This window comes from Brachybacterium sp. SYSU DS0246 (assembly GCF_059391765.1).
In genome coordinates this window covers 104,777-124,588 of the sequence record NZ_JBZXYT010000007.1, presented here as the reverse complement: position 1 = coordinate 124,588, position 19,812 = coordinate 104,777, and the positions used below count along the sequence as shown (strand labels likewise).

Annotated in this window: 16 protein-coding genes; 8 read left to right on the top strand and 8 right to left on the bottom strand. The window is 72.5% G+C overall.

The window, feature by feature from the left end; genetic code table 11:
• Positions 1–6: 6 nt before the first annotated feature.
• Positions 7–459: an ankyrin repeat domain-containing protein gene (locus AC5020_RS05295; RefSeq protein ID WP_377019117.1), complete on the top strand. Its 453-nt coding sequence runs from the start codon at positions 7–9 to the stop codon at positions 457–459.
• On the opposite strand, the gene AC5020_RS05290 is transcribed toward AC5020_RS05295, so the two are convergent.
• Genes AC5020_RS05290 through AC5020_RS05270 form a run of 5 tightly spaced genes read right to left on the bottom strand, consistent with a single transcriptional unit; the run spans position 460 to position 4,261 of the window.
• A complete protein-coding gene (locus AC5020_RS05290) occupies positions 460–996 on the bottom strand; it encodes a GNAT family N-acetyltransferase (protein ID WP_464987486.1) in 537 nt (178 codons plus the stop codon).
• A gap of 10 nt (positions 997–1,006) precedes the next feature.
• Positions 1,007–2,071, bottom strand: coding sequence for an alpha/beta fold hydrolase (locus tag AC5020_RS05285; RefSeq protein WP_464987485.1), 1,065 nt, complete (start codon positions 2,069–2,071; stop codon positions 1,007–1,009).
• Positions 2,068–3,099, bottom strand: a complete 1,032-nt coding sequence (locus AC5020_RS05280) for an Fpg/Nei family DNA glycosylase (protein ID WP_464987484.1) — start codon at positions 3,097–3,099, stop codon at positions 2,068–2,070. Before AC5020_RS05280 ends, AC5020_RS05285 begins: the two co-directional genes overlap by 4 nt.
• Positions 3,099–3,590: a ribose-5-phosphate isomerase gene (locus tag AC5020_RS05275; RefSeq protein ID WP_377794331.1), complete on the bottom strand. Its 492-nt coding sequence runs from the start codon at positions 3,588–3,590 to the stop codon at positions 3,099–3,101. Before AC5020_RS05275 ends, AC5020_RS05280 begins: the two co-directional genes overlap by 1 nt.
• 53 nt (positions 3,591–3,643) lie before the next feature.
• Positions 3,644–4,261: a mycothiol-dependent nitroreductase Rv2466c family protein gene (locus tag AC5020_RS05270; protein ID WP_377019112.1), complete on the bottom strand. Its 618-nt coding sequence runs from the start codon at positions 4,259–4,261 to the stop codon at positions 3,644–3,646.
• A 124-nt stretch (positions 4,262–4,385) separates the two neighbouring features.
• Here AC5020_RS05270 and AC5020_RS05265 point away from each other — a divergent pair, with 124 nt between their 5' ends.
• Both AC5020_RS05265 and AC5020_RS05260 read left to right on the top strand, forming a co-directional pair.
• Entirely contained in the window at positions 4,386–6,209 is a 1,824-nt protein-coding gene (locus AC5020_RS05265; protein WP_464987483.1) for an ABC transporter transmembrane domain-containing protein, read from the top strand.
• Positions 6,206–8,068, top strand: a complete 1,863-nt coding sequence (locus AC5020_RS05260; RefSeq protein WP_464987482.1) for an ABC transporter ATP-binding protein — start codon at positions 6,206–6,208, stop codon at positions 8,066–8,068. The genes AC5020_RS05265 and AC5020_RS05260 overlap by 4 nt, the downstream gene beginning before the upstream one ends.
• 22 nt (positions 8,069–8,090) lie before the next feature.
• Here AC5020_RS05260 and AC5020_RS05255 read toward each other — a convergent pair whose 3' ends face one another.
• Positions 8,091–9,404, bottom strand: a complete 1,314-nt coding sequence (locus AC5020_RS05255) for a hypothetical protein (RefSeq protein WP_464987481.1) — start codon at positions 9,402–9,404, stop codon at positions 8,091–8,093.
• Here AC5020_RS05255 and AC5020_RS05250 point away from each other — a divergent pair.
• A complete protein-coding gene (locus tag AC5020_RS05250; RefSeq protein WP_464987480.1) occupies positions 9,403–10,647 on the top strand; it encodes a protein kinase domain-containing protein in 1,245 nt (414 codons plus the stop codon). The two genes, AC5020_RS05255 and AC5020_RS05250, sit on opposite strands and share 2 nt — an antisense overlap.
• 57 nt (positions 10,648–10,704) lie before the next feature.
• On the opposite strand, the gene AC5020_RS05245 is transcribed toward AC5020_RS05250, so the two are convergent.
• On the bottom strand, positions 10,705–11,391 hold the full coding sequence (locus AC5020_RS05245) for a response regulator (protein WP_464987479.1): 687 nt from the start codon (positions 11,389–11,391) through the stop codon (positions 10,705–10,707).
• A 38-nt stretch (positions 11,392–11,429) separates the two neighbouring features.
• On the opposite strand from AC5020_RS05245, the gene AC5020_RS05240 reads away from it, so the two are divergent.
• The 3 genes from AC5020_RS05240 to AC5020_RS05230 all read left to right on the top strand — a co-directional run bounded on the left by AC5020_RS05240 (position 11,430) and on the right by AC5020_RS05230 (position 15,234).
• Positions 11,430–13,268, top strand: a complete 1,839-nt coding sequence (locus AC5020_RS05240) for a sensor histidine kinase (protein ID WP_464987478.1) — start codon at positions 11,430–11,432, stop codon at positions 13,266–13,268.
• A gap of 63 nt (positions 13,269–13,331) precedes the next feature.
• Positions 13,332–14,429, top strand: a complete 1,098-nt coding sequence (locus AC5020_RS05235) for a fatty acid desaturase family protein (RefSeq protein WP_464987477.1) — start codon at positions 13,332–13,334, stop codon at positions 14,427–14,429.
• Between the two features lie 121 nt (positions 14,430–14,550).
• A complete protein-coding gene (locus AC5020_RS05230; protein ID WP_464987476.1) occupies positions 14,551–15,234 on the top strand; it encodes a ribonuclease FAU-1 family protein in 684 nt (227 codons plus the stop codon).
• Between the two features lie 25 nt (positions 15,235–15,259).
• On the opposite strand, the gene AC5020_RS05225 is transcribed toward AC5020_RS05230, so the two are convergent.
• On the bottom strand, positions 15,260–17,026 hold the full coding sequence (locus tag AC5020_RS05225) for an ATP-binding cassette domain-containing protein (protein ID WP_464987475.1): 1,767 nt from the start codon (positions 17,024–17,026) through the stop codon (positions 15,260–15,262).
• A 166-nt stretch (positions 17,027–17,192) separates the two neighbouring features.
• Here AC5020_RS05225 and pepN point away from each other — a divergent pair, with 166 nt between their 5' ends.
• Positions 17,193–19,811, top strand: coding sequence for an aminopeptidase N (gene pepN, locus AC5020_RS05220; RefSeq protein WP_464987474.1), 2,619 nt, complete (start codon positions 17,193–17,195; stop codon positions 19,809–19,811).
• The last annotated feature ends 1 nt before the right edge of the window (position 19,812 follow it).

Below are 19,812 nucleotides of genomic sequence, written 5' to 3'. Positions count from 1 at the left end.
GGCACCGTGAACGACGACATCCAGCCCCAGCCCTCCACCCGGCCCGACGTGCCCGCCTCCGAGGACGAGGAGGTGATCGCCCTGGCCAACTCGATGCTCGATGCCGCTCGGCGCGGGGACGGTGACGGCCTGCTGCCGCTGATCGACCGGGGCGCCCCCGCCAATCTGCGCGACGCCTCCGGCAACAGCGCCCTCATGCTCGCCGCCTACCACGGCCACGCCGAGCTGGTGCGCGAGCTCGCCGCCCGCGGGGCCGACGTCGACCTGCTGAACGACCGCCGTCAGTCCCCGCTGGCCGGGGCCGCGTTCAAGGGCTACACGGACGTCGCCGTGGCACTGCTCGAGGCCGGGGCGGACCCGGGCCTGGGCTCCCCGGACGCGCTGGAGACGGCCCGGTTCTTCGAGCGCGGCGAGATGATCACGCTGATCGAGGAGCACGCGGCCCGACGCGAGGACTGATCAGTCCGCCGGATGGCGGTAGACCATCGGCACGTGCTCGATGCCTGCCTCCATGAACAGGCCGCCGACGGTCTCGTAGCCCATCGACTGGTACCACGTCTCGAGGTAGGCCTGGGCGTCGATGCGCACCTCGGCCTGCGGCGCCTGCTCGCGGGCCACGTCCAGCGCCGCGCGCATGATGCGGCGCCCGAAGCCGTCGCGACGGTTCGCGGCCCGCACGGCGAGCCGGCCGATGCGCAGCACGCCGCCGGGTTCGTGGAGGACGCGGATGTGCGCGGCGGGTTCGCGCTCCAGCCCGGCGGCCTCGGCCTCCGGCCCGGGCACCTCGATCCACAGCAGGGTGGTCGTGGCCTCGAGGTCGCGACCGTCGAGGTCCGGGTCGGTGGCCTTCTGCTCCATGGTGAAGACGTCCTGGCGGAGCTTCGCGAGCAGGTAGAGCGTGCGGGGGTCGATGTCGGGCACGACGGAGCGTCGCAGCACGGCGCCGGTCTCCGGGTCCGGAGCCGACGCCGCTGGGTGGATCACGGGTTCAGGCATGGTCACCACATTACTGCTCGGGAGCTTGCGGCGTTCCCGCCGTCGCCGCCAGTCGCGCGACGGCGGCCCGCCACTGCTCGACCATCCGCGGCCCACCGTGGCCCTCGTCCTCGATGATCACCAGTTCGCTGCCCGGCCAGGCACGATGCAGCTCCCACGCGGTCACGGCGGGGCCGGAGACGTCGCGTCGGCCGTGGATCAGCACGCCCGGGACGCCGGCCAGGCGGCCCATACCGCCCAGCAGGCCGGCACCCGGCACGCCGCCCCAGCGCGCGGCCCAGTCGGCGACGAACCCGTCGTGGGCCCAGTAGTGGGTGACGAGGCGGGCGATGGTACGGCGCTCACGTCGCTGCTCGTCGGTGAGGTCCGCGGGCGGAGTCGCGATCTCGGTGGAGCCGGTGCCGATGCGGATGTGCTCGTCCTCCCAGGTCATCCAGGCCTCGGCCGCGGCGTCGACGAGATCGGGATCGTCGCCCTCGAGCAGATGACGGTAGGCCTCGACCAGTCGTACCCGCGCCGGTGAGGTGTCGCGTCGATCGAAGTCGCCGTGCGTCTCGGCGAAGCCGGCGAACCGATCCCAGGCCTCGGGGAACACGGCTCCGATCCCTTCGGTGATCCAGTCGACCTCGCGCCGCGAGGTGCTGGTGACGGCGAAGAGGACCACTCCGAGCACCCGGTCCGGATGCGCCTGGGCGTAGGCGAGGGCGAGCGTGCTGCCCCACGAGACGCCCTCGACGATCCAGGCGTCGATGCCGAGGTGCTCGCGGAGTGCCTCGATGTCGGCGACCAGGTGCGCGGTGGTGTTCGCACCGAGGTCGACGGGACCGGGGGCTCCGGCCGACGGGGTCGAGGCCCCGGCGCCCCGCTGGGAGAGGCCGACGATCCGGCAGCGATCAGAGGGAGCGCTGCGGCGGTACCCGGGACTCAGTCCGCTCCCCGGGCCGCCGTGGAGGTAGAGCACGGGCACGCCGTCGGGTGTGCCGCTCTCCTCCCACCAGATCTCGTGCCCGTCGCCCACGGGCAGGTGGCCGGAGGCGTTCAGAGGCAGGGGCGGGGGTGCGGGCGCAGAGCTCACAGCGCCCATTCTGCCGCGGGGTGCTCGCGCGTCCAGGCCGCCCGGCGGCTGCGCACGCTCTGGCACCTCGGGCACCAGAACACGGTGCGGGCGGCGAGGTCGCGCGAGCGGATGGTCGTCCCGCACAGCCGGCAGGGCAGGCTCTGGCGGTGATAGACGTAGAAGGACTTCTCGCGCGGCACCACGGAGGGGTCCTCGTCGCCGTTCTGGCGGGTGCCACGGGAGCGTTCGACGATGCGGGCCTCGAGGTCGCGGTGCTCGGGCTGGGTGGTGACGATCCGTCCGGTGCGCGCCCCGTAGGCCATCAGCGCGGCCAGGTCGGTCCACATCTGATCGAGCATGCCGGCGCTGAGATCCCGGCCGGGCACGAACGGGTCCAGGCGCGCCCGGAACAGCAGCTCCGCGCGGTAGATGTTGCCGATGCCCGCCACGACCTTCTGGTCCATCAGCTGCGTTCCGATGGCCGTGCGGGAGCGGCGCACGGCCTCCACGAACCGGCGCCGGTCGCCGCCGTCCTCGTCGGGCCGCAGCGGGTCCGGGCCGAGTCGGTCCAGGACGGCCTGCCGGCCGGACCCGTCGAGCACCTCGCAGGCGGTGGGACCGGTCAGCTCGGCGAGCCCGCGAGCGCCGACCAGGCGCAGCCGCACCGTCGGCCGCGGGACCAGGCGCCGCCAGTCCAGCACGCCGTCGTCCCCCAGCTCCTCCGCCTGCTCGCCCAGGCGCACGCGCGGTGCGCCGATCGCGTGGGCGTCGGCGAAGCCGGGATCGCCGGCGAAGGTCCAGGAGCCGTACAGGCCGAGGTGGACGTGGATGTGCCGGACCACCGGCGAGTCCGGGTCCACGTCCGCCGAGGGCGCCAGTGCCAGGAACAGGTGCTTGCCGGCCGCTTCGGCGGCCAGCAGCACCATGCCGTCGACCTGCGCCGCCTCCGCGAAGCGGCCCTGCGGGCTCGAGATGCGCACCCTCTCGCCCCCGAAGCCGCGGCTCAGCGCCGCGGCGAGCCGGTGGACGGTGTGCCCCTCCGGCACTACGGCGCCGAGGGGGCGGCGACGCCGGCGGGATCGCCGTAGCCGCCGGTCTCCTCGTAGCGGGCGACCAGGTCGATACGGCGCTGGTGACGCTCCTCGCCGGAGAACGGCTCGGCCAGGAACAGGTCGATCAGCGCCTCCAGCTCGGGCTCGGTGTGCTGGCGAGCGCCGACGGAGATCACGTTGGCGTCGTTGTGCTGGCGGGCGAGGCGCGCGGTGTCCTCGTTCCAGACCAGGGCGGCACGCACCCCGGTGACCTTGTTCGCGGCGATCTGCTCACCGTTGCCGGAACCGCCGATGACGATCCCGAGGGAGCCGGGATCGGCGACCACGGCCTCGCCGACGTCGGTGCAGAACGGCGGGTAGTCGTCCAGGGCGTCGTACTCGTGGGCACCGTGGTCGGTGACCTCGTGGCCCTTGTCCTGCAACGCCGCGATCAGGCGGTTCTTCAGCTCGAAGCCGGCGTGGTCGGTGCCGATGTGCACGCGCATGGGGGTGGATGTGCCTCTCTGGGTCAGGCCGGTCCGGTTCGGTCCGGTTCGGTTCAGCTGAAGTCGACGCCGCCGCTGCGGGTGCGCTTGAGCTCGTAGAAGCCCTCGAGCGTGGCCATGGTCGCCATCGCGTCCAGCAGACGGCCGGCATCCTCGCCCTTCGGGGCCGGGGAGACGACGGGGCCGAAGTACGCGGTGCCCTCGCCGAAGGAGATCACCGGGGTGCCGACGTCCTGGCCGACCATGGAGATGGCCCGCTCGTGGGAGGCGCGCAGCTCGGTGTCGGTCTCGTCGTCGGCAACCGGGTCGAACACGTCCATCAGCGAGGCCGGCAGCTCCGCGGCCTCCAGCGCCTGCTCGGCCACCGCCCGACGGTCCTTGTCGCCGCCGACGTGGAACCGCTCGCCCCAGGCGGTGTACCAGCGGGCGAAGGCCTCGTCCCCGTGCATGCGGGAGATCTCGATGGCCAGGCGCGCGGGAGCCCAGTTCTGATCCGTGCTGCGGCGGTAGTCGGGATCGAGGTCGCGGCCCTCGTTGAGCACGTAGAGAGACATCACCGAGAACTTCGGGGTGACCTCGCGGACCTCGGCGGCACCCAGCAGCCAGCGGCTGGTCATCCAGGCGTAGGGGCAGGCAGGGTCGACGAACAGCTCGACGGTGCGGGCGGACATGACAGCTCCTCGTGCTCGGGGGTGATGCCGCTCATTCTGTCACTGCGGGCCGTCGCCGCGGAAAGTCGCTGCGGAAAAGACGTTGCACCTGCGGCGTCGCCGGGGTTGGATCTATCAGGTGTCCGTGACCTCGTCGACGGCGGAGACCTCCGCCGCAGCTCCCCCTGCCCGCAGCCCTGCCGCCCCGGCCGCACGACGCCCCGGGGTGATGGCCTCGATCCTGCGCAACCATCGCCGGATGCTTGCGAAGGTGCTGCCGCTGGCGACGATCTCCGAGGGCGCCGAGATGCTGCTGCCGATCCTGCTCGGCGTGGTCATCGACCGCGGCATCGTCGGCGGGAACCTGGCCTTCACCCTGCTCGGTGCGCTCGGGATCATCGCGGTGCGCCTGGGCGGGATGCTGCTGTGGATCTACACCTTCCTGGCGAGCCAGAAGGCCTGCATGTACGAGCGCCACCGTCTGCGCGTGGGCCTGACCGGCGCGGTGCTGGACCCGGCCTCCCGGCGGATCCGGCGTCCGGCCGGCGAGGTGCTCTCGATCGCGACGTCCGACGCCGACAAGGCCTCCGACGTGCTCGACCTGCTGCCGTGGGGATTCCCCGCCGGCATGGTGATCCTCGGGGCCACCGTGTGGATGGGATTCCAGGACGTGTGGCTGGGAGCGGCCATGCTGATCGGGATCGTGGTGATGGTGGTCGTGATCCGCGTGATCACCCCGACGCTCTCCCAGCGCTACGACGCCCAGCAGACCCAGGCCGCCGAGGCCGCCGCGACCGCCACCGACCTGGTGCACGGACTGCGGGTGCTGCAGGGCCTGGGCGTGCAGTCCCGGGCCCGCGCCCACTACCGCCGCCGCTCCCGCGTGGCGCTGGAGGCGGCGCTGGTCAACGCCCGCTACTCGGGTCTCTCCTCGGGCCTGACCACGCTGGTCACCGGGGCGATGCTGGCCGCCGTCGTCGTCATCGCCACCGTCCGCGGGCTGCAGGGTGACCTGGGCATCGGCGCCCTGATCGCCGTGGTCGGCGTCGCGCGCCAGGTCATGGGGTCGCTGCAGGGGCTCTCCGGGATGCCGGTGTGGTGGGCGAGCATGTCGACATCCGCCCGTCGTGTCCGTGACCTGTTCGCCGACCTCGGCCGCGAGGTCGACGATCCCGCTCTGACGCTCAGAGCTCTCTCCGTCGGGCGCGATGACCGCGGCGAGGGCACCGCCGCCCGCCGGGAACGGCGCGGCGCGGCCGGCGGTCTGCACATCCGCAACCGGGGCCATGGCCGCAGCCTCGACATCTCCGTGCCCGACGGCACGTTCGTCGCGGTCGCCTGTGCCGACGTGGCCGATGCCGACGCCATCATCGACGCCGTCAGCGGACTGGGCGACGGGGACGGCCTCCAGGCGTCCCTGGGCGAGCGGCCGATCGTCCCGGAGCAGCGCGCGAGCCTGCGAGCGGACCTGCTGGTGGAGCCGCACGTGGTGGATCTGTTCGACGGGACGCTGCGCGAGCAGCTGGCCACCCGCGCCCCGGAGACCGCCGCGACCGACGGCAGCGACGACTCCTGGGCGGATGCCGCCCTGCATGCCGCCGGCGCCGAGGACCTGCTGCGGATCCTGCCCGACGGGTACGAGTCGCGCATCCTCGATCGCGGCTCCAACCTCTCCGGCGGCCAGCGCCAGCGCATCGCCCTCGCGCGCGCCGTCGCGGCCGATACCCCCGTCCTCGTGCTGCAGGACCCCACCACCGCGGTCGACGCCGTCACCGAGCAGCACATCGCCGAGGCCCTGGTCGCCGCCCGCCGCCGCAGCGACCGGGCGACGCTGGTGCTCGCCCGCTCCCCCGCTCTGCTGCGGGAGGCGGACCGCGTGGTGTACGTGCGCGCCGGCGAGGTGGTCGCCGAGGGCGAGCACCTCGAGCTTATGGACCGTGATGACTACCGGGAGATGGTGCAGCGATGAGCGCGACCACGAGGCGCGGCACGCCGACGCACGACCTCGACTGGACGCGCCCGGTGGACGAGGTCCTGGGCGATGACGCCACCGCCCAGCACCAGCTCGCCGAGCACGCCCAGCTGCTGCCGATCGCGGGCGCCGGCCAGGCGACGCGGTTCATGCTCGGCAGGCTCCGCGAGCACCGTCTGGCCGCGCTGGCCACCGCGGCGGTGACGATCGGCGGCGCCATCGCGGCGGCCATCCTGCCGCGGCTGATCGGCGCGGCGGTCGACGTCGTCGCGGGCGGCGGGGACCCCGCCGCGGCATGGTGGCTCGGCGCGCAGGTCCTCGGCGTCGGCATCATCCAGGCGGTGCTGGCCGCCGCCGGCTGGTCGATGGTCTCGGCGCTCGGACAGCGGATCCTGGCCGGGATGCGCGAGGACGTCATCGACCGCGCCCTGGACCTGCCCGCGCACACCATGGAGCGCTCCGGCATCGGCGACGCCCTCTCCCGGGTCGCCGACGACGTCGACGTGGCCGCGCGTGCCGTGAACAACCTGGTGCCCTCACTGATCCAGATGGGCTTCTACGTGATGGTGACCATGGTCGGCATGGCCACCCTGTCCCCGTGGCTGCTGATCCTGGTGGTGCTGGTGGTGCCGATGTACGCGCTGGCGGCGCTGTGGTATCTGCGGCGCACTGCACCCCTGTACCGCCGCGAGCGGATCGCGATGGGCGCCCGCGCCCAGGGGCTGCTCTCCGCGATCCACGGCATCCCCACGGTGCACGCCTACGGCATCGAGCGCCGCGAGACCCGGCACGTCGCGGTGCTCTCGGAGACCGCCTCGGTGCTGAACATGCGGGTGATGTTCCTGGTCAGCCGCCTGGTGGCCTTCATCGCCATTCCGGAGAACCTGGCCCTGCTGCTGGTGCTCGGGCTCGGATTCGTGATGGTGCACGTGGCCGGAGCGCCGATCGGCGTGGTCACCGCCGCCGGCATCTACCTGGTCAGTCTGTTCTGGCCGATGATGGCGGTCATCTTCAACCTCGACGAGGTGCAGTCCGCCGTCGCGAGCCTGTCGCGCATGGTCGGGGTGATCTCCTCGATCGACCCCGCCGCCTCCCCGGGCGAGGAACGCCCCCAGGACGCCTCGATCCGCCTCGAGCAGGTCTCCCACGCCTACGGCACCGACGACGAGGGCCGGGAGCGGACCGTGCTGCATCCGATCGACCTCGACATCGCCCCGGGTGAGGTGGTCTCCCTGGTGGGAGCCTCCGGGGCGGGCAAGTCGACGCTCGCGGCGATCCTCGCCGGCACCCTGGTCCCCCGCCACGGCACGGTGCTGCACGGCGGCGCCGACCTCGCCCGGGCCGACATCGACGCGGTGCGCGGCCACGCCTCGATCGTCAGTCAGGACGTGCACGTCTTCCGCGGCACGCTCCGGGAGGACCTGCGACTGGCGCGGCCCGGGGCGAGCGACGAGGAGCTGTGGGCGGCGCTGCACCGGGTGGACGCCTGGATCTGGGCGCAGCGCCTTCCCCACGGCCTGGACACCGAGGTCGGGGAGAAGGGTGAGCGCCTCACCGCGGAGCAGGCCCAGCAGCTGGCCCTGGCCCGCATCTCGCTGCAGGACCCCGCCGTGCTGGTGCTCGACGAGGCCACGGCCGACGAAGGCTCCTCCGGCGCCCGGGTGCTGGAACGGGCGGCGCTCGAGGTGGCCCGGTGCCGCACCACGATCATCGTGGCCCACCGCCTGTCCCAGGCGATGGTCGCCGACCGGATCCTGATGATGGCCGACGGCCGGGTGGTCGAGCAGGGCAGCCACGAGGAGCTGGTGGCGCGGGGCGGCGAGTACGCCCGGCTGTGGAGGGCCTGGGCGGGCTGAACGGGGTCGGCGACTGCGCGGTTCAGCGACGGCGCAGGCGCAGCACCAGGATGCCGGCCACCCCGGTCACCAGTGCCGTCACCGTCAGCAGGCCGGCGCCCACGAACATGGCGACGCGTCCGAGGCCGCCGGCGGACCCGAACAGTCCGTCACGCTGCGAGGTGGTCTCGCCCAGTTCGAGCACGGTGCCCTCGACGGCGTCGGGCGCGACCTCTCCCTCGACCTCGAGGGTGAGGATCAGCCTCAGCGGCTCCTCCGCGCCGGGTTCCGCGTCGGCCGGAAGCTGCAGCCGCTGGAGCTGGATCGTGTGGGTCCCCGGCAGCCAGGCGGATTGCACCGCGCGCAGCTCCGAGCTGCGATTGCCCAGATCCACCGGGGCGGCCATGCCGCCCCCGGCGATCGGGTCGCCGTCGTAGGCCGCCCAGGAGCCGCCGCCCACCGCCACCTGTTCACGTGCGGCGTTGAAGGCCCGCAGCGCGAGGACGTCCTTGCCGCCGTCGGGCTGTGCGGTGACCTCCGTGCGCCAGCGCAGGCGCTGACCCTCGCGGACCTGTGTCGAGACCATTCCGGTCTCCCCGGGGACGAGCTCGACCACGTGGGATCCGGGCTCGAGCGGGGTGGCGGCGGCGAAGGACCGACCCAGCTCGATCGGCTGGTCGTCGACGGGAGAGACGGGGGACGCGCCGTCGTCCTCGACCTCCTCGTCCACCGCGGGAGCGCCGCCGCCGATCCCGGGCGGCTGGATCGCGACCTGGATCTCCACGGGAAGCGGCTCGTCGGCCGCCCGTGATCCCTGCCGGGCGACCCGCAGGAAGAGCTCCTCGCCGGAGCAGCCGTCGGGACCGACCGCCTCGGAGACGGCCCAGGCCGTCACCGGTCCGTCCCCGGTCATGTCCTCCCCGGCGGCGTCGCTATCGCCGGTGCAGGTATCGCCTCCCGCGGTGCGGAAGCCGATGGCCAGGCCCAGTCCCTCGTCGTCCTCGGGCCGGCCATCCGGGTAGGGCGGCGCCACGATGGTCGCGGCCGCATGCACGCGCTGGCCGTCCTCGACGGCCACCCGGTAGTACTTCACGGTGCCCTCCTCGGAGGTGCTCTCGGCGCCGCGCTCGAAGGAATCACGATGGATCCCGGGAGCCACCGTCGTGGCCTGGGCGAGGGAGGCCCCTCCCTGGACGTCCTGCCCGTCGGCCGCATAGGCGTGCTCCGGCGGGGTCGGCTCGTCCGAGGGATCGGCGAGCGCGGCGGGCGCCGCACCGAGCAGCACGAGCGCCATGGCCAGTGCCACGATCAGCGCCGCCGGGGCCGGGGCGGACGCTCGCGGGGAGTGCTCTAGCATGACCACCATCATGTCCGATGTCATCGCAGGCCGCATCGAGCTGCTCGATCCTCTTGCCCGCGGCGCCTCCGGGTCGCTGTGGCGCGCCATCGACCGCCGCTACGGGGCGATCTGCGCGGCGAAGGTCATGCGCCAGCGGGACGGCGCCGAGGTGCTGCGCTTCGTGCGCGAGCAGACCGTCGGCACTGCCCAGGGCCTCGGCAAGCATCCCCACCTGCTCCCGCCCTACACGTGGGTCGCCGAGGACGACACCGTCGTGCTGGTGATGCCCCTGGTCCACGGCGGCACCCTCGCCGGGGCGCTGGCCGACCACGGCGCTCTGGCCCCTTCGCTGGTCGCGCACCTGCTGCGGCAGCTGCTCGACGCCCTCGCGGCGATGCACGACTCCTCATGGGTCCATCGGGACGTGAAACCCGCGAACCTGCTGCTGGACCGCACGGGGGATGCGGCACCGCACCTTCTCCTGGCCGACTTCGGTATCGCGCTGCACGAGTCGGACGTGCGGCTGACGGAGACGGGACTCGTGCACGGCACCCCGGGATTCATGGCACCCGAAGTGCTCACGGGCGAGGCCAGCTCAGCGGCGCAGGACGTCTGGGCGGCAGCGGCCTGCGCCCTGGAGGCCCTCGACCCGTTGCCGCCCCGGCAGCGGGTCGGCGTGGCAACCCTTCCGGACCGAGCCGCCCGCGCCCTCGCCGGCAGCGCCGACCCTGCGGCCGGTCCGCTGGGGGAGCTGCTGTGCGCCATGCTCGAGGCGGACCCCACCGGGCGCCCGGCGGCCGCGCAGGCCCGGGACGCCATCGCCCCGCCGTCCGCTCCACCCGCGCAGTGGTCTCGCACGGCCGCCGGCGAGCGCTTCGTGGTCGCCGATCAGGTCGAGGCCGGCCACCTCCCCGAGGTGCCGCTGGATGGCCCGGAGAGCCTCGCCGGGCTGGCCCCCGGGCTGCACGAACGGATCACGGCTCGGTCCGCCCCGAACCCGACTCTCTCCTCCGACCCGAGTCCGAGCCCGCGAGCGCGGCATGCCTCCACCGAGGAGTTCATGCACGATCCGACGCGGCGCAATCCCCAGTCATACCTGCCACCGCATCCGGGGCAGGCTGCGCCGTCCGGGCCCGCGACCGCGCAGCCGCCTTCCCCGGCGGCTCGGCGCTCCGGCGCCTGGATCGGCGTGCTCCTGCTGGTGGTCGCCGCGCTGTGCCTCGCGGGCGCGGCTGCCCTGGTCGCGGCCGCCCTGATGTGACAGGTGCCGGGGTTCGGCGCGGTTCCCGGCCTCTCCCGGACGGTCGCTCCCGGGCGGTCACTCGCCCGCGCGGACCAGCCCGGCCTCGTACGCGGCGACCACCAGCTGGGTGCGGTCGCGCAGGCTCAGCTTGCCCAGCATCCGGGAGACATGGGTCTTCACGGTCTGCTCGGCCATGTACAGCTCGCCGGCGATCTCGCGGTTCGATCGTCCCCGGGCCACCAGCCGCAGCACGTCCAGCTCCCGCTCGGTCAGGGCCGCCAGGCTCACGTCCGGGCGCGCGGACTGCTCCGGTCGGGAGACGAAGTCCGCGATCAGCGTGCGCGTCACGCGCGGAGCCAGCAGTGCCTCCCCGGCGGCGACCACCCGCACCGCGTGGACGAGCTCATCGGGTGTGGAATCCTTGTGCAGGAATCCGCTCGCTCCCGCCCGCAGGGCGGCGAACACATACTCGTCGGCATCGAAGGTGGTCAGCATGATGATCTTCGGTGGCGTGCCCGGCATCTCGAGCACCGCCCGGGTCGCGTCCAGCCCGCCCACGTTGGGCATGCGGATGTCCATGAGCACCACGTGGGGCCGGACCTCCTCGACCATGCCAGTGATGCCGGCGCCGTCCGCCGCGGTGCCGACCACCTCGATCCCGTCCTGGGCGTTCAGCAGGGCCTCGAAGCCACCGCGGATCATCGACTGGTCGTCGACAATCAGCACACGGATCGCGGAGGCCGGCTCGGCGGGGTCGGTCATGCGGTCACCGTATCCCAGCTTCCCGGGAGGAGCGCCCCATGCTGCTGGTCCCTGACCGCCGTGCATTGGGCCGCCTCGGCCACGACCTGGCCCTGGTCCTGCCGGGCCTGCCGCTGACCCTGGTCGCCGTGGCCATGCTGACCCCGCTGATGGCCATCTCCTCGGTACTGGCGATCGTCTGGGTGGGCGTGCTGCTGTTCCCGCTGACGCTCGCCCTCGCGTCCGTCTGCGCGAGTCTGGACCGCTGGCGGCTTGCCCTCTGGGGAGTCGACGTCACTCCCCCGCGCTACCGCCCCCGCGGACGGGGCGTCGCCCGGGTGCTCCGTCTGATCACCGACTCCCGTCGCTGGCTCGACCTCGCCTTCGAGGCACTGATCGCGCTGCCGGTGCGCGTGCTGACGGTCGGGACCACGGTGCTCTGGGCGGTCGGCGCGGTGGCCGGCCTCACCTCGTGGGCGTGGGGACGACTCCTGCCGCCCGGCAGCGGCGACATCCCCGGCCAGGACCTGCCCGGCGGGTGGGCGCTAACCCTGGTCGTCGGCCTCCTGCTCACCCTGACGTTCCCCGCCGTCGTGCACGCCCTGGCGCTGCTGGACGTCGCGGTCACAGCCGCCCTGCTGGGTGGTGCCGTGCCGGGGTCCCGCCGCAGCGGAGAGGCCCCGGCGACGGTCGGATCGGATGCCGACGAACGGCTGCGGGAGAACGCCTGGACCCGCATGACCATCGCCTTCATCGGCTTCGTCCTGGTCGTCGTGGGCTGGCCCGTGACCGCGACGCTCTACCACGTCCATCCGGGCCTGGCGATGGTCGTGACCGTGGCGCACAGCGTCGCAGCCCTGCTGGCGGTGCGCTGGAACTGGGCGGGGCTGTCCCTGGGGGCCCTCGCCGCGCTGGCCACGATCCTGGTCACCGCGCCCGAACAGACGCTGGCCCCCTGGCCGTGGCCTGTGACCGCGCTGCTGGCCCACTGCCTCGTCCTCGCGGTGCTGGCGGTCTTCCACCGCTGGTTCTGGGCGGTCTCGGCCTGGTCCGCCGGAGCCGCGCTGACCCTCGGGGCACTGCTGGCGACCGACCCGGCCGCGATGCCGGGCGGGACGCTGCGCGGGGTGATGACCAACGGCGTGGTGCTGGTGGCCATCAGCGGCGGCGTGGTGTTGCTCGGGCTGACCGTGCGCCAGTGGGTGCTGATCAGCGGCCGGGTCGAGCAGGCCCAGACCGTCAGCGCCGAGGAGGTCCGGCGACGATTCGAACTGGAGGAGCGCAGCCGCATCGCCCGCGAGCTCCACGACGTCGTCGCCCATTCGATGTCGGTGATCACCGTGCAGGCCGGCACTGCGAAGTTCCGTCTGCAGGGCCTGGACGCGCAGGCCGAGCAGGAGTTCGAGGACATCGCCGCCTCGTCCCGACAGGCCCTGGGCGAGATGCGCTCGCTGCTGGCGACCCTGCGCACCGACGACTCCCTCGAGGAGGTCCCCATGCCCGGCCTGACGGACATCGAGCAGCTGGCCGAGGCCAGCCGCGCCTCCGGGGCCACGATCGAGGTCGATCTGGATGACACCGACCGGACAAAGGTCCCGCCCACGGTGGGTCTAACGGCCTACCGCGTCGTGCAGGAGGCCCTGAGCAACGCGCTGCGCCATGCGCGCGGCGCCCCGATCCAGGTCCGGGTGAGGACCACCGGCACCTCCCTGGACGTGGAGGTCTCCAACCGCGCCGCCGACGCCGGTCACGAGCCCATTCCCGGCTCCGGGCTGGGCCTGGCCGGCACCCGGGAGCGCGTCACCGCCCTCGGCGGCACCGTCGAGGCGGGCCCCACCGTCGACGGCGGGTTCACCGTGGTCGCGAGGATCCCCATCGCCGACCCCCTACCCCGGTAGGGGGTCGAGGTTCGCTCCCCGGAGGGACGCGGGATCCTCCTCGCACCCTCTAGCGTCGAGGGCATGACGACCACCGCCGCACCGCGCCCCACCGGCGCACGGTCCACACCACCGAACCGCGACTACTTCGAGCTCTCCGAGCGCGCCAAGGCCGCCGGGCTCATGGGCCGACGGGTGGGCACCTACATGGTGCGCACCGCCGGTCTCGCCCTCGCGTTCCTCGGTGCCACTGCCGGGATGTTCGCCCTCGGCTCCTCGCCATGGCAGCTCGCCATCGGCGGCGTGTTCGGGATCCTGTTCACCCAGGCCGCGTTCCTCGCTCACGACAGCGCCCACCAGCAGGTGTTCGCCTCGGGCCGCCGCAACGAGTGGTTCTCGCGGATCGCGGGCAACCTGGTGGTGGGGCTGAGCCTCGCCTGGTGGACCCGCAAGCACAACAAGCACCACGCCCACCCCAACACCATCGGCAAGGACGGCGACATCGCCGGCGGCGTGCTGGTGTTCGTGCCCGGTGACGAGAAGGGGCGCACCGGCTTCATGGGCTGGCTCGCCAAGCGCCAGGGCTGGGCCTTCATCCCGATGCTGAGCCTGTTCGCCTTCGTGCTGCACTTCGAGGCCATCTCGTCGGTCGTGAAGAACAAGAAGATGAAGCACCGCATCGCCGAGGGCCTGCTGGTCGCCATCCGTCTGATCGGATTCCCCGCCCTCGCCGTCGCCGCGATGGGCCCGCTGTGGGCTCTCGCCTTCCTCGGCGTCCAGCTCGCCGTGTTCGGCATCTACATGGGCGGTTCCTTCGCCCCCAACCACAAGGGTATGGCACTGCTGCCGGAGGACCTCGAGGTCGACTACCTCCGGCGCCAGGTGCTCACCTCGCGCAACGTCACCGGTGGCCGGCCCATGGACTGGGCGATGGGCGGCCTGAACCTCCAGGTCGAGCACCACCTGTTCCCGCGGATGCCCAGCTCGAACCTGCGCAAGGTGCGCCCTCTGGTCAAGGAGTTCTGCGCCGAGAAGAACATCCCCTACACCGAGACGAACCTCGTGACGTCCTACGGGATCATCATCCGGTACCTCAACCGGGTGGGCCTGGGCTACGCCGACCCGATGGACTGCCCGATCGTCTCCCAGCTGCGCACCGGCGCCCCCCTGCGGGCCGCCTGAGCCCTGACGCCCCGGCGCGCCGCCCACCGGGCCGGGGGCGAGGCGGTATGGTCGCCCCATACGCCTACCCCTTCACGGGCAGCGCAGCCCCGGCTCGGTGGCCGGACGGTACGGGGCGTCCGTGGAGGCCGATCCGGCCGGGATCACCACCATGTCTTGCACCCCGCGCTGGTCGCCCGGCGACCAGGTGACCTGGACCTACTACACCCCACAGCACCCGACCCGCACCGTCCGCCCCGGCACCGTCGTGCTGGACGACGACCGCGGCATCGTGGTCTGGATCGCGCCCGGCACCGAAGTGCTGCTGCCGGTCCTCGAATCCGGGGCGGCGCTGCGCCGCGCCGGGGACGAGGGCATGTTCACCGCCCCGCGCCTGCAGTCCAAGCAGCTGTGGACCGGCAACGGCATCCTCATGATCGGGCTGCCCGAGAAGCCGTACTCGGTGTGGCTGTTCTACAAGGACGACGGCTCGCTGGGCTGCTACTACGTCAACCTCGAGACCCCGTACGAGCGCACCGACGAAGGTGTACGCACCCGGGACCTGGTGCTGGACCTGGTGGTGCTGCCGCGCCGCGACTGGCACTACAAGGACGAGGACGAGCTCGAGGGCGCCGAGCGCACCGGGTACTTCACCTCCGAGGAGGTCGAGGAGATCCGGGCGGCCGGCCGTGAGGCCGAGCAGCACATCGCCGAGTGGTCCTACCCGTTCTCCGCCGGGTACGAGTACTTCTTCCCCGATCCGTCGTGGCCGCTGCCGACGCTGCCGGAGCACTACACCTGGGATCTGGACCTGACCCAGCGGTGAGGGGGCGGGCGCTCAGCGCGGACACTCAGCCCAGCTGCTGCGCGAAGATCTCGGAGAAGCGGGTCCCCGGGGCAGCCAGCTGCTCGAAGCTGCCGCTGGAGAGCACGCGCCCGCGGTCCAGCAGGTAGATGCGATCCATCCCGCGCAGGGTCCAGGCCCGATGGGAGACGACGATCGTGATCCGGCCGGCGGCGCTCTCCCGCAACTGGGCGAAGACCTCCTGCTCGGCCTCGGCGTCGATCGCCGACGTCGGCTCGTCGAGGATCCTGACCCCGGCATCGCGCACGTGGATGCGCGCCAGGGCGATCCGCTGCCACTGCCCGCCCGAGAGACCGACCCCGTCGAACTGGGGCCCGAGCATCGTGTCCAGCCCGCGGGGCAGACGCTCGACCAGTGAGCGCGCGCGGGCCGCCTCGAGCGCCTGCCAGATCTCCTCGTCCTCCACATCCCGGCGCGGAGTGCCGAGTGCCACGGCCTCGCGCACGGTCATCTCGTAACGACCGAACTCCTGGGTCACCAGAGCGAAGCGCGAGAACCTCTCCGGCAGGCTCAGCTGCGAGGCATCGGCTCCGTCGAGCTGCACGAGGCCGCCGTCGAGCTCGACGATGCCCAGCAGAGCGCCTACGAGCGTGGTCTTCCCGGCGCCGTTGACGCCGACCAGCGCGATCATCTCGCCCGCCTCCGCGTGGAGGCTCGCGTCTCGCAGCGCGGGAGTCGACGCGCCGGGATACGTGACGGTCACCTCGCGGACATCGAGTCGCCGGATGCCGGGGGCACGACCACCCTGCTCCCGCTCACCGGCAAGGCTCTCCTGCTCCCGGAAGCGGGCGACCTTCGGGGCGACGGAGATGACGTCGCCGAAGGCGAAGCCTGCTCCGCGGGTCGCCTGGAGGCCGGCGATCACGCCCAGCACCCCGGCGCTCAGGCCCGCGGTTCCGCCGCCCTCGGCGAGCACGGCGATCAGGGCCCCACCGAGCAGGCCCGCGGTGAGGGCTCCGCCGATCAGGTCACCGCGCATCAGCCGGGCATAGATCTGGTCATTGTGCGCGGTGAACCGGGCATGGGCCGCGGCCGCGGCGTCGGCGACCTTCGGCCCCGACCCCAGCGTCGCGAGCTCCGTGGCGGTCCGAGCGCCGACCAGCTGCTCGAGCAGATAGCGGAATCGTGCTCCATGCTTCGCGCCGACCTCGAACTGTGCGTCCTGCACTCCCGCGGACCATGCGAAGTTCACGAGGCTCGGAATCAGTGCCAGCACCACCAGCACCGCCGCGAGCGGGGAGAACGGCCAGATCGCCGCCCCGAGGGCCGCCGCCGCGAGCAAGGAGGCGACGGCGCTGATCACGGAGCCGGGAGCCCGAGAGAGCTCGAACGTGCTGGTGCGACACCCGTCGAGCAGAGCGTGGATCCGGGGATCGGCGATCTGACGCGGATCGAGCCGGGCCGCGGTGCGGGCCAGCCGCGTGTTGAGCTCCCGCATCAGACGGAGACTCGCGCGCTGGCCCATGAGGTTCTCCGCGCTGGAGACGATCTGTGCGAGTCCCACCAGCATCGTCAGCAGGAGGACGGGGACGAGCGCAGAGCGCCACGACCCTGCGTCCGCTGTCTCCACCAGCCAGGCGACGGCACGGACCTGCGCAGCGGGGACCAGGGCGAGCAGGAGAGAGGTCGCGGCGGTCAGGGCGAGCCAGCGGGGGCTGCGGCGGGCGGCTTCGGCAAGACTCCACCCCGCGCCGGCGAGGATCGTCCGGAGTCCGACGGCACGCGGTTCGGCGTCCGTCCTCTCCCTCGACATGTCGCGGACCTTACCCGCGATTCGGCACGACGGGCCCGTGATTTAGTGTGCCGGTGCCGAACGTGGGCGGGTACGCGCCAGGCATCGTGCCGCGGTTGCTCAGCCGAGATGCTCTCGAGACCTCGTTCCCCCAAGCGGTGCGCGCGCCGGTGGCAGGATGGAGAGCATGTCAACCGAGAACCTCACGCGCGACGAGGCCCGCGGCCGCGCCTCGTTCCTCAGCACCGATTCCTACGAGATCCGCCTGGATCTGACCACCGGCCCGGAGACCTTCCGCACCGAGACCACCATCCGCTTCTCCTCCGCCGAGGCCCGCGAGACCTTCGTCGACCTGATCGCGAAGGAGGTCCACGAGATCGAGCTCAACGGCGAGCTGCTCGAGGATCCCGGCTCCCGCTTCGACGGTGCCCGCGTCCGCCTGCCCGCCCTGGCCGAGGGCGAGAACGTCGTGCGCATCCTCGCCGACGGGAACTACATGAACACCGGCGAGGGCCTGCACCGCTTCGTGGACCCGGTCGACGACGAGGTCTACCTGTACACCCAGTTCGAGGTCTCTGACGCTCGCCGCATGTTCGCCTGCTTCGAGCAGCCGGATCTCAAGGCCACCTTCCGTCTGACCGTGACCGCTCCGGATCACTGGCGGGTCATCTCCAACGCACCCACCCCGCAGCCGGCCCCGCTCGAGGGCCGCGACGGGGCCGCCACGTGGAGCTTCGAGCCCACCGAGCGGATCTCCACCTACCTGGTCGCGCTCATCGCCGGCAACTACCAGGGCGGCACCGGCGAGATCACCTCGCGCGACGGCCGCATCGTGCCGATGGGCGTGTTCGCCCGCGCCTCGCTGGCCGAGCACCTGGACGCCCAGAACGTCATCGACGTGACCAAGGCGGGCATCGACTTCTACGAGGAGGCCTTCGATCAGGACTTCCCGTTCCCCAAGTACGACCAGGTCTTCGTGCCGGAGTACAACATGGGCGCGATGGAGAACCCCGGGGCCATCACCTACGTCGAGACCTACGTGTTCCGCTCCGAGGTCTCCGACGCGATCCGCGAGCGGCGCGACCTCACCATCCTCCACGAGCTCGCCCACATGTGGTTCGGCGACCTGGTGACGATGCGCTGGTGGGACGACCTGTGGCTGAACGAGTCCTTCGCCGAGTACGCCTCCACGCTGGCCAGCGCCGAGGTCACCCGCTGGGCCGACGCCTGGACCACCTTCGCCGTCTCCGAGAAGGCCTGGGCCTACCAGCAGGACCAGCTGCCCTCGACCCACCCGATCGTCGCCGACATGGTCGACTTCGACGCCGTGGAGACCAACTTCGACGGCATCACCTATGCCAAGGGCGCCTCGGTGCTGCGCCAGCTGGTCGCCTACGTCGGCCGTGACGCCTTCTTCGCCGGAGTGCGCGCCTACTTCGCCAAGCACGCCTGGGCCAATACGGAACTGACGGACCTCCTGGTCGAGCTCGAGGCCACCAGCGGCCGTGACCTGAGCTCCTGGGCGCAGCTGTGGCTGCAGACCGCCGGCGTGAACACGCTGCGGCCACTTATCGAGCGGGACGCGGGCAGCTCAGAGCGGGACGCGGGCAGCTCAGAGCGGGACGCGGGCAGCTCAGAGCGGGACGACAGCGGCGTGGTGACACGCTTCGCCATCGCCCAGAGCGCTCCGGAGGAGCACCGCACCGTGCGCCCCCACCGTCTGCGCGTGGCGGGCTTCTCGCTCCAGGACGGCGCGCTCGTGCGCACCGACGAGGTGGAGCTGGATGTGGACGGTGAGCTGACCGAGGTGCCGGAGCTGACGGGCAGACGCGCCGATCTGTGGCTGCTCAACGACGGCGACCTCGCCTATGCCAAGGTCCGCCTCGACGACGCCTCGCTCGCGGTCGCGATGGACAACCTCCGCACGCTCGACGACTCGCTGGCCCGCACGCTGCTGTGGTCGGCCGCGTGGGACATGGTGCGTGACGGCGAGCTGCCCAGCGGCCGCTATCAGCAGCTGGTGCTGGCCAACATCACCGGTGAGGCATCCTCGTCGGTGGTGCGGACCCTGCTGCAGCAGCTCGAGGCCGTGGCCGGGCCCTACGCCGCCCCGGCCCGACGCGCGGAGCGGACCGCCGCCGCGGCCAGCGCCCTGTGGGAGCTGGCCCGGGCCGCCGAGGCCGGCAGCGATGCCCAGCTGCAGTTCGTGGAGTCGTTCGCGCGACTGGCCCGGACCGAGGAGCACCGCACGATCCTCGAGTCCCTGCTGGAGGGCAGCGTGGAGCTGCCCGGGCGCACGATCGACACCGACCTGCGCTGGAAGCTGGTGATCGCCCTGGCCGTCCTCGGCGGCATCGACGAGGCCGGGATCGACCGCGAGCTCGCCTCGGACGACACGCAGTCCGGCCGCAAGAGCGCCCTGACCGCGAAGGCCGCGCTGCCGACTGCGGAGGCCAAGGCGGAGGCATGGCGTCTCACCGTCGAGCAGGACACCCTGGCCAATGAGTCGATCACCGCGGTGATCCAGGGCTTCTCCCGCGTGAGCGACGAATCGCTGATCGCGCCGTACCGGGACCGCTACTTCTCGATGATCGAGAAGGTGTGGGAACGTCGCTCGACGGAGATCGCCAACCGCATCGTGCGGGGCTACTTCCCGTCCTCCTACGGCGGCCAGAGCGTGCTGGATGACGCCGACGCGTGGCTCGCCGACGCCGAGGAGGCCGCCTTCGGACTGCGTCGCATCATCATCGAGGGACGGGACACCGTGGCCCGGCAGGAGCGGGTGCGCGCCGCCGACATCGAGTGAG